The 9608-nt window shown below is 60.1% G+C and carries 8 protein-coding genes and 1 pseudogene; 6 read left to right on the top strand and 3 right to left on the bottom strand.

Features of this window, described 5'->3' with window-relative positions; genetic code table 11:
• Positions 1-203: hypothetical protein (locus BSG08_RS19595; RefSeq protein WP_217649875.1), on the top strand; the 203-nt coding region annotated here is incomplete at its 5' end.
• Between the two features lie 69 nt (positions 204-272).
• Positions 273-1424: a glycosyltransferase gene (locus BSG08_RS05490; protein ID WP_093033238.1), complete on the top strand. Its 1152-nt coding sequence runs from the start codon at positions 273-275 to the stop codon at positions 1422-1424.
• Between the two features lie 93 nt (positions 1425-1517).
• Here BSG08_RS05490 and BSG08_RS05485 read toward each other — a convergent pair whose 3' ends face one another.
• Positions 1518-2408, bottom strand: coding sequence for a Stf0 family sulfotransferase (locus tag BSG08_RS05485; RefSeq protein ID WP_245770598.1), 891 nt, complete (start codon positions 2406-2408; stop codon positions 1518-1520).
• 481 nt (positions 2409-2889) lie between these two features.
• Here BSG08_RS05485 and BSG08_RS05480 point away from each other — a divergent pair, with 481 nt between their 5' ends.
• The 4 genes and pseudogenes from BSG08_RS05480 to BSG08_RS19870 form a co-directional block, all read left to right on the top strand.
• On the top strand, positions 2890-3603 hold the full coding sequence (locus BSG08_RS05480) for a sugar transferase (RefSeq protein WP_245770597.1): 714 nt from the start codon (positions 2890-2892) through the stop codon (positions 3601-3603).
• 97 nt (positions 3604-3700) lie between these two features.
• The gene (locus tag BSG08_RS05475) at positions 3701-4981 is read left to right on the top strand and encodes a polysaccharide biosynthesis/export family protein (protein ID WP_175544699.1); all 1281 of its coding nucleotides are present in this window, start codon (positions 3701-3703) and stop codon (positions 4979-4981) included.
• Between the two features lie 82 nt (positions 4982-5063).
• Positions 5064-6512, top strand: a complete 1449-nt coding sequence (locus BSG08_RS05470; RefSeq protein ID WP_245770603.1) for a lipopolysaccharide biosynthesis protein — start codon at positions 5064-5066, stop codon at positions 6510-6512.
• Positions 6513-6568: 56 nt separating this feature from the next.
• Positions 6569-7054 (top strand): annotated as a pseudogene (locus BSG08_RS19870) (polysaccharide pyruvyl transferase family protein); the annotation flags it as partial.
• A 363-nt stretch (positions 7055-7417) separates the two neighbouring features.
• On the opposite strand, the gene BSG08_RS05460 reads toward BSG08_RS19870, so the two are convergent.
• Positions 7418-8647, bottom strand: coding sequence for an O-antigen ligase family protein (locus BSG08_RS05460; protein WP_093033226.1), 1230 nt, complete (start codon positions 8645-8647; stop codon positions 7418-7420).
• A gap of 27 nt (positions 8648-8674) precedes the next feature.
• Complete coding sequence (gene exoK, locus BSG08_RS05455; protein ID WP_093033223.1) at positions 8675-9493, bottom strand: endo-1,3-1,4-beta-glycanase ExoK; 819 nt, start codon at positions 9491-9493, stop codon at positions 8675-8677.
• Between the last annotated feature and the right edge of the window lie 115 nt (positions 9494-9608).

Genomic DNA, 9608 nt, shown 5'->3' with positions numbered 1-9608 from the left:
TGGACATTACGAGAAATAGCGACAACCTTGCCTCGGGGCGCAAAACAGGAACGGGCACGGGCAGTTTGGACAGGCTGAACGATCTGGCGATGGCGATGGAACGTGTTGACCGAACCGCCTGCATCACGCACGAGATGCCGCTGCACCAAGCTGATATCCGCCAATTTCTCTCGACCGGGCGCTGTCTGCTTGCGCCGGCATAACGTCATCAAATAAGCGAGGGCGGTGTTGCCGACGCTCCCGTCGGTGTTCGCAGGTGAGATGGATCCACCATGGCGCGTGTCCTTGTGTTTGCTTTCGACCTCAACGAGGCTTCGCAGATTCGCCGTATTCGCAGCCTGCTGCAACTCGGTCACGAGGTGCGAAGCCTGGCGTTTCGACGTGGCAACATGAACGCGGGCTTCTTGCCGAGCTGGGTAAATATCGATCTCGGCCGCGTGCCGAACGAAAACTACAGCAAACGGATGCTTGCTCTCATGCTTGCCCTTCTGCCCGCCTACAGGTCGCGGGACAATATTCGGTCCGCGGATGTCATCGTGGCGCGCAACTTCGATCTTCTGGTTCTGGCCTGGCTGGCTCGCGGCCTTTTCGGTCGATGGCGGGTTCCAATCGTTTACGAGTGCCTTGACATCCATCGGCTGTTTACGCGCCCCGACATGGTCGGCGCTCTGATGCGTTGGTGCGAACGGCGCCTTCTGGCCCGCGTACGCCTTCTGATTGTCTCTTCGCCAGGTTTCGTCGAACACTACTTCGTCCCGATTCAGGGTTTTCTCGGCAACGTCTCGGTTATCGAAAACAAGCTCTGGTTCGATGGCGCGAAGATCCCACGTCCGCCGAACGCACCCCGACGCGATGCGAATGGCCCCATCGTACTCAGTTGGGTCGGCTCCATTCGCTGCGCGCCCAGCCTTCGGATCCTGCTTCAGACCGCCGACCGGATGGGAGCAAACTTGCAGATCAACATCCACGGCAATGTTCATCGGCACGCCGTCGGTGATATTGACGCCGCCGTGGAGTCGCGGCCGAATGTCCGAGTCTTCGGCCCCTACAGCTATCCCGATGATCTGCAAGCAATATATGCCGGCAGCGATCTCGTCTGGGCACAGGATCTCTGGCAGAGCGGCGCGAATTCGGACTGGCTGCTACCCAATCGGATTTACGAGGCGAGTTGGTTCGGCTGTCCTTCGATCGGGGTCGAGAATACAGAAACAGGCCGAAAGATCGCAGGCGAACGGCTGGGTCTGACAATCCCAGAGTCCTCCGCCGATGCGCTTGTCGCACTCCTGCACCGTATCACGCGGCCTGAACTCAGCGCCCTCTCGCAGGGGATTCTGGATCAGGATGACAGACGGTTCGAACTTCGCCCCGAGGCGATTGCAGAGGCTTTGAGTCCGGCGTTCCGGGCTTCGCCTGCAGGCTGCTAGCACGGTCGCGCATTCCGGCACCACCCGTTCTCTCTGGTTCGACCATGGGCTCGAAGGGCGCGATGGATACCGTGTTCTCCGTTGCGCTCGCGATCATGACCCGACGACGATCCGGCGCAGCGCACTCGAGACATTTCGCCGAACACCGTTGCCAAGGCGCCGCATCTTTGGGGTGTGCCGGTAGCCCGGCACGGGCTGGTAGCGCCCAATCGCGCCGCGGTTTTCTGCCGTGAAGCGCGCGACCCAGACTTCGGTCGGGTCATCGGAGGCCCGTTGAGCCTTAGGCTGAAAGACATCCTCGCAGGTTGACACCTCTGGCAACTCGATACCGAGATAGGTCGCGATGCGCCGCATGGCGCCTTCCCGGTCGGCCACGACATCCTCATAAAAGAGTTCCAGTGGCTGCACGCCCAGACTGACCAGGAAAGACGTCCACCCGGCGTTCCACTCGGCAATGGCATCCAACTTCGCCGCGATCAGCTTGCGGTCGTACCGGGCTTTGGCCCGCTCCGGCATGTCCGAGATCCAGGCCCCGGTTTGCTGCGCCCGCGCAAACGAAACCGCCTGCCGCACCAAGTCGCGGCGACGCAAATGGATGAAACGGTAGCTCAGGGGATCGAATTCACGCTCCACGAACGCTTCCAGATGCTCATGGTGCAGCTTTATGGAGAACACGCCGTTCGGACCGGTGCGGACCGACTTGATGAAATGGAAAGTGTCGGCTGCACCGCTGCTGCGCGCGCGTGCCTCCCAGATTGGCCAGTTCCCGGGATTGAGATATTCAAGCGGATAACCAAAGCAATTGAGGGCGCGCATCTGGTGACCCAGAAAATGGCTGCCACACCGCGGCGTCGTGCATATGGCAACACGATGAATCACTGGAGTCGGCGGAAAATCGTTAGCGACTTCGAACTGTCGCTGCCAGAGGTTCTCTGGAATGGTGACCTGCAGGCAGTTGGTTTCGGTCTCAGGGGCTGCTTTCACGAGTCATCCTCACGGTGCGTCAGGTATCCATCTATTCCGGCACGCCGATCTGCCCGCGCAGGGTCCGGCGCTCTTCGCCTTGGATGTAATTGTTCGGCCTGACCGTATATGCTGCATCGTGGCCGTGAAAATAAGGCCTTGGCCGGCAAATGAAACCCTTTGTGGCGCCGCAGCACCCCGGATGCGGCTAGGGTGAGTGTCGTTCTTCACGAACCGCCTCTTGTTCGGCAAGAAACCGTGGTCGAGAATGCGAGAGTTCGCGCACCAGATGAAGTTCTTGTTCTTGCTTGGCATTATTCATTTGACACCGCGAGAGAGAACCGAATTCCGTGCGTTTATCGGGCGCTCGAGAAACTGCTGCCCAACAGCGCTGGCAGAATCCTGCTATTCTCGCTCCAGTTGCAATCAGATCCTACACGGCAACGGGGTCATCAAGTAATGATTTGTGCAGATTTCCAGTCACCTCTTCAGGAGCACGCACATGTCGACGTCGAATGAAGCTAGCCCGGAAGTGTTTACCCGCCGCCAAACGTGTCCCGGCGATCACGAGCGCGGCGACGCGAGACTATCGACCGGAGGGGTGCTGGGGGGACGCTCGAAGCGAGTGCTGGACGTTCTGATCGCACTCATCGGACTCATTCTTCTCAGCCCTCTGTTCCTGCTGATCGCTTGCGCGATCAAGCTGTCGTCGCCCGGCCCTGTGTTGTTTGGCCATACTCGCATCGGCTATGCCGGACAGCCATTCCGCTGCTGGAAGTTTCGTTCAATGGTGGTCGATGGCCAGCATCTGCTGGATCGCTACCTCGCGGAATACCCTGACGAGCACCACACATGGCTAACCGAGCGCAAGCTGAAGCACGATCCCCGTATCACGCGGGTTGGATGGATATTACGCACCTACAGCGTCGATGAGTTGCCACAGTTGCTCAATGTGCTGGCGGGTTCGATGAGCCTTGTCGGGCCGCGCCCCGTGGTGCGGGATGAACTCTCACTCTACAGCGACGCGGTGCAGTTCTATCTGAGCGCGCACCCGGGAATCACCGGCCTATGGCAAGTAAGCGGGCGCAGCGATGTCGGATACGACACGCGGATCGAACTGGACAAATCTTATGTCCAGAACTGGTCTTTGCTTCTGGACTGCGCGATTCTGCTGCGGACGATCCCTGTAGTCATCGCGGCGCGAGGGTCGTATTGAACCGCGATGGAACCGCGCCCGACAGAGCGCGGACACCGGGCCTTGCATGTCGACAGATCGGCGATGCGGCACATTGAACAATGCAAAGGGATACGTGATGCAAAGGACATCAAGAGCCATATCGGCCTGTGCTGCCGTCATGCTCTGGCTTGGTCAGCCGGCCACGGCGCAGACACAGGACATGGCTGTTGGCATGAACGATCTGCTCAGGGTGAGGGCAGCAATCTGGAACGCCGCCGAAGGCACGGTCGAAGAGCTGCTGACAGTCTCGGGCAGCTATACCGTCGGTGCGAGCGGAGCGATCTCCGTGCCGCTGGTGGGCGGCGTGCAAGTGGCCGGACTGAGACCACAGGAAGTTGCATCGATTCTTCAGGACGCGATCATCGGCTATGCCGGCGCTGGCCGCACCCCTCGGGTGGCGGTCGATATCGAGCAGTATGCAATGATCTACGTGGCCGGCGAGGTGGAGACGCCGGATGTCTACGAGTATTCTCCCGGTTTGACCGTACTCAAGGCCGTGACGCGCGCCGGTGGCATTGCCCGGGCAGAGCCCATCCTGGGTCAGGAACGCAACTTCTATTTGGCCCAGAGCGCCGCCAGGGTTCTGAGGAAAGAGTTGCAGTTTCTCGAAGCGCGCCGCGATCGGCTTGCCGCAGAGGTCGCGCGCGGCGAAATGACAGCCGCCAGAGATAATTCAGACCTGCCCGGCGTTCGCGAGTTCCGCGCCGGCGAGGCCGCGATCTTCGACGCTCGCAACGATCTGTTCGTCCAGCAGTTGGACTTCATCGACAAGGCGGAGGCCGCGCTGAACGATGCGATCGACGTGCTCGAGAAGAAACTCGTCACCAACAACGAGCAACTGCAGATCGGTCGCGAGGAACTGAAGCGTGAGGAAGACATGGTCGAGCGCGGTCTGGTACCCCGACAACGGCTCTTCGACCGGGTGCGCTATGTCGGCGAAGTGGAAAGCAGAGTGCTGGACATCGAGCGCTCCATCCTGTCGACGCAGCAGGATTTGCGGGATCTCGAGGAAGAACGGCTTTTGCTGGAGGCGAAGCAGGCCGAAACCGCGGTGACCGAACTTCAGGAGGTCACCATAAAGATCGCGCAGGCCGAAGCCAGACTGGAAGGAGAATACGCACTGATGTCGGCAGCGCTCGGCGAAGAGGTAACACTGGAAAGCCTGCATGCGCGTTCCATCGGCGTGCCGGAATTCTGGATTACCCGAAACCGCGACGGCGGAACCCGCCGGTTTCAGGCACAGAACGATACCGCGATCATGCCTGGCGACGTGATCGAGGTCAGATATCCCGACATGGCGCAGGAAGGTCTTTCAGAGAACCCGGCGGCGTTTTCCGCAGCCGGATCGGTCAACTGACCCATCAATCAGATCGGAATTTGCCGTGAACCAATCGTTTGATACCGCCACGATCGTGCCTGGCCCGGCTTATCATCCGCATATGCGTGCAGGCCGATCCCGATCCGCAGTTGTCGGAGTGCTATGGTCGTCGCTGCACACGGCCATTCCGATCATCGGCTCCACCCTGATTTTTTACGTCAGCGCACTCTACCTCTCACCGGCTGATCTGGGGCTCTTCGGCCTTGCAAGCAGCCTTGTGATGACGGCGATCGCGGTGTCGCCGGTTGCTTTCGGCGAGGCCCTTGTTCAGCGCAAGACAATCTCGAAATCCAACGCCGACAGTGTCTTCTGGATGACGATGGCGGTTGGTCTGGTCCTGATGACCTCGGTCTTGCTGGCGGCACCTTCCATCGCGCGGTGGGCGGGCGAAAGCGCCATTTCCACACTGCTGCCGGTGCTGGGGCTGCGTATCCCGCTCGAGATGTCGGTGGCGGTGCCTAACGCGATGATCGTCCGGTCGATGAAGTTCAAGCTCGTAGCCTTGCGAACCTCCGTCGCCACCACCGTCAGCCTGGTCATTACCCTCACCTTGCTCTGGGCCGGTTATGGCTATTGGGCGCTGGTCATCAGCCAGCTTTCGAGCAGTCTCGTGATCTGCGTGATGGTCTTCTGGACCTCCGGCTGGCGACCCGGGCTGAGCTTCGATCTGTGCGCCCTCCGGGAGTTGACCGGATATGGGCTTTATGCGTCCGGAACCCGAATGCTGACGACAATGCGTCTCGACCACATCATACTGGGCGCGCTTGGCGGCACGGCGATGCTCGGGTTCTACTTCTTCGCTCAGAAGCTCTACCTGATGCTGACACAATTCGTGGGCGGCGCGCTTTCGTCCGTTACCCATGCGCTGTTGTCGTCGCTTCAGGAGGATCAGGAAAAGACCACCCGCGCCTTCTTCATCGCCTCGTTCTCGGCGGCTGCCGTTAGCCTGCCGATGTTCAGCCTGCTATTGGTGCTCACCCCCGACATCGTGGCTCTGCTCTTCGACCCGCAGTGGCAGGGAGCCGGATTCACCCTGCAGATGTTCTGCGTGATCGGCTGTCTTGCCGGCATCAGCGTCGTACAAGGCGCGTTCATCCGCAGCCAGGGTAAAGCGAACTGGTGGTTCTTCTATCAGCTCATCCAGCAGGCAACGTCGCTGCTGGTGATCGCTCTGACCTTCAGTGCCGGACTGAAGACGCTCATGGTCGTGTTCACTCTCAAATCCCTGCTGGTCTGGCCGATATCGGTGATCATGACGGCACGGCTGCTGGGTATTGGGTTCTTCACGTATCTGAGCGTGCTGGTCACCCCGGCTGTCACCACGCTGGCGATGCTCGCTGCGGTGCTGGCAGCCCCGCACCTGACGCCCGATCTATCACCCGTCGCCTCACTGGCGGCCCGTATCGCTATCGCGGTCGTCACCTACCTGACGGTCCTCGGACTGATTGCAAAAGATCGGATCACCGAGATCTTCCACCTCGTGTTGTCTGGTCGGAGACAGGCCACGTGAAACTTACATATTTCCAGGGCAGGCCCCCGAACTTCGGTGACGAGCTTAATGCCTCCATGTGGAATCATCTGCTGCCGCAGAACTTCTTCGACGAAGACCCATCCACGCTGTTCATCGGCATCGGCTCGGTGATCCAGAACAATTATCCCAAATCCGCGCGCAAGCTGGTCGTCGGGTCGGGATATGGCGGCTATACACGCCTGCCGGACATTTCCGACGGAACCTGGGATTTCCGGTTCGTGCGTGGACCACGGACCGCAAGCGCGCTCGGCCTTGACCCGCGATTGGCGATAACGGATGCAGCGGTCCTGCTGCGCGCCACCCCGCTGCCGCCACCGGCCAAGGCCATCGGCACGGCCTTCATACCACATTACGAGAGCATAGAACGCGGCGACTGGCGCGCGGCCTGCGACCTTGCCGGCATCCATTTCATTGATCCGACGGACAGCACGGATCGCGTTGTCGCGCAACTGCGCGGCGCGAATCTGGTGATCGCCGAAGCCATGCACGGCGCAATCGTGGCCGACGCTGTGCGAACGCCCTGGATCGGTGTCAAGACCATGCATCATGTGCATCGCTTCAAATGGTACGACTGGACCGACTCACTTGCCATTCCCTATCGGCCGCAACTGCTCTTCCCCTCCAATGGCCGCGAAGCTTGGGCCGTTGCAACCGGTCGTTCCGGCAGTGGCCCCGGCGCGCGCGCGTTTTTCGGGTGCCCGGCCGGCCACCCGATCAACTGGACGTGCCGACATCTCGCCGCGCGCAGCCTGCAACGGCTCTGTCATACTGACCCACACCTGAGCGCCGACAGCGAGATCGAGCGCGCGACGGACCGCGCGTTGAAGAGCGTCGAGTTGATGGTCCGGGAATATGGGGGCGGGTATGGCAGGCGTGTATTCAGGTCAAGGTCGGCGCCGCGTCTCATGCAGTCCCTGCACGGCAAAGGCAAAGGCGCAGATGATCAGCACCGTGCGCAGGCTGAACTGGAAAAAGACCGGCACCTCGACAAAGCTGACCATGATCACGATCACCACCATCACGAACAATAACGTGGATTCTGCACTGCGCGAACGCAGAGCCCAAAGGTAGGTCGTGAACGCCGCGCCATAAAGCACACAGACCTGCAGCACCACACCCACCAGGCCTATTTCGACGGCGTTCGACAGATAGGTGTTGTGAAAATTGAAACCGCTCCGGCCATCAATGCCGAACTGTGCCCATAGAGCCTCGGCTGGGGCGTTCCCATGCACCCAGAAGGCCTGGTAGCCGAGACCGAACAGCGGACGTTGCGCGATCAGGTCCGTGGCCATCCGCCAGAGATCCGTGCGTCCGGTCAGTGTAGCGTCTTTGCCCATCATCGCCAGGGACATGCGCACAAGCGCATCCAGATTCACCACCACCAGAAGTGCGCAAAGCAGGACGAGCAGCAGAACAGCGATCACCGTGACGATCCGCTGCAGCGGGGTGAGCCGGTAGAGGATGAGCAAACCGGTCTGGATCAGGACTGCGGGGGGGATGAGCAAAAGAGCGCTTGCGGACTGAGCCTGAAGCAGCAGCAGGCCCCCCGTCATGATGCCGAAACAGGCCGCTAGGCGAAAGCGGTAGGTGGCGTTGCCGTCGAGGGTCTGCGAGATCGAAATCACGACAAAGATGGCGGCGGCTCCTGCCAGCGCGTTCTTGCTTCCATAGATTCCAAGCCAAGCGCCGGTCGTCGCCTGTGTCTGACCGCTCAGCAGACTTGCCGTCATCGCGAAGGCGAAACACAAAAACAGCAGTCGACCGAACAGCCTGGGACCGATCCGGGTGGCGATCATCAGGGCGATGACCGTTGTGACCATAAGCTGCAATCCGTATCGAAAGCTCAGCGCCGGATATTGCGACCATGCAAAACTCAGCAGGCAAAAGGCCGGAAGACACAGCAAGTACCAATAATTGAGACAAACGCCGACAACCTGCGTCCAGTGCCGCGCGCACAGAAGGACACCTGCGATCAGAAAGAGCAGCGCGCCATAAGTGCGCAGCATCGGTACGAACACCAGCGCCGCGATGGCGATGCCGACAAGCACCGCATCGAATGAAACTTCGACACCTCGGCGCGGAGCGACGATTTGCTGATGCGAGACAGAGTCCATGTAACGCTGATGCCCCTGCGCCGATTATCATTCCAGAGCGCAGAGCAATGAGGCCGGAAACCGGCAGCTTTCGCCCTGCGCCGTGAAGGCAATCCAGTCGACGGTCATCGTCAGTTCCTGCTCCGGTTCATCAAAGCGACCCATCCAGTTGGGAAAGGAGTCGCTGCCCCAGAAACTGGCGTAGATCTTTTGTGCATGGGTGGGCAGAGGGGATCCCGCGGAGGTTGTGTGCATTTTGACACCGTCGACATACCATGTGATGCCCTCCTCCGACCATATGAATGAATAAGTGATAAAGCCGTCGTCTGCGGCATGTGGCAGAGGCACTGATTTTCCGTTGTTGGGTTGCCCGCCGACATAGGTGTTCAGGCTCACCCGGGAGGTGTCGCGCGTCAGAACTTCAAAGTCGATCTCATCATGCGGCTTGCCGTGATGCGGACCGATATAGGTGAAGAAGGCGGCATTGAGTCCCGAACCCCGCGACGTATGAAATCGCGCTTCGTAGACACCGAAGCCATACGTGTTGCGGGACTGAATTTCGCCGCAGATATAGTCGCGACTCTCGGTCGGTTGGCGACGAAACCGAAGATGCAGATATCCGTCAGAGACGGACATGGCGTCCTTTGACCACTGACAGTTCTGCCAGGTCCCGTTCGCCCAGCCGTCCGAGATACCCCAGCGCGATTCATCGAAACTATCGAAATCATCAAAAAAACTGGCACCTTGCGGAATTTCTTCAGCCGACGCTGCAGAAAGTGCAAGGCCCAGAGTAACAAGCGCCGCGCCGAAGAACCTGGCAAGCCGCCCGGAATGGACAGCGGGGAAAGAGAGGCGAATCTTTGGCATGGAGCGCTCCTGTTACTGACGGGTGGACGGCGTTGCAGGTCGAGTTTGCCGGGGATTCGCGGTCCGATGCAAAACGCATCGGCATGCATTCGTCGCAATCGGCAGGAGCCTGCCG

This window comes from Roseovarius azorensis, from assembly GCF_900109455.1.
Taxonomy (GTDB): domain Bacteria; phylum Pseudomonadota; class Alphaproteobacteria; order Rhodobacterales; family Rhodobacteraceae; genus Roseovarius; species Roseovarius azorensis.
This window is presented reverse-complemented; position numbering and strand designations above follow the sequence as displayed.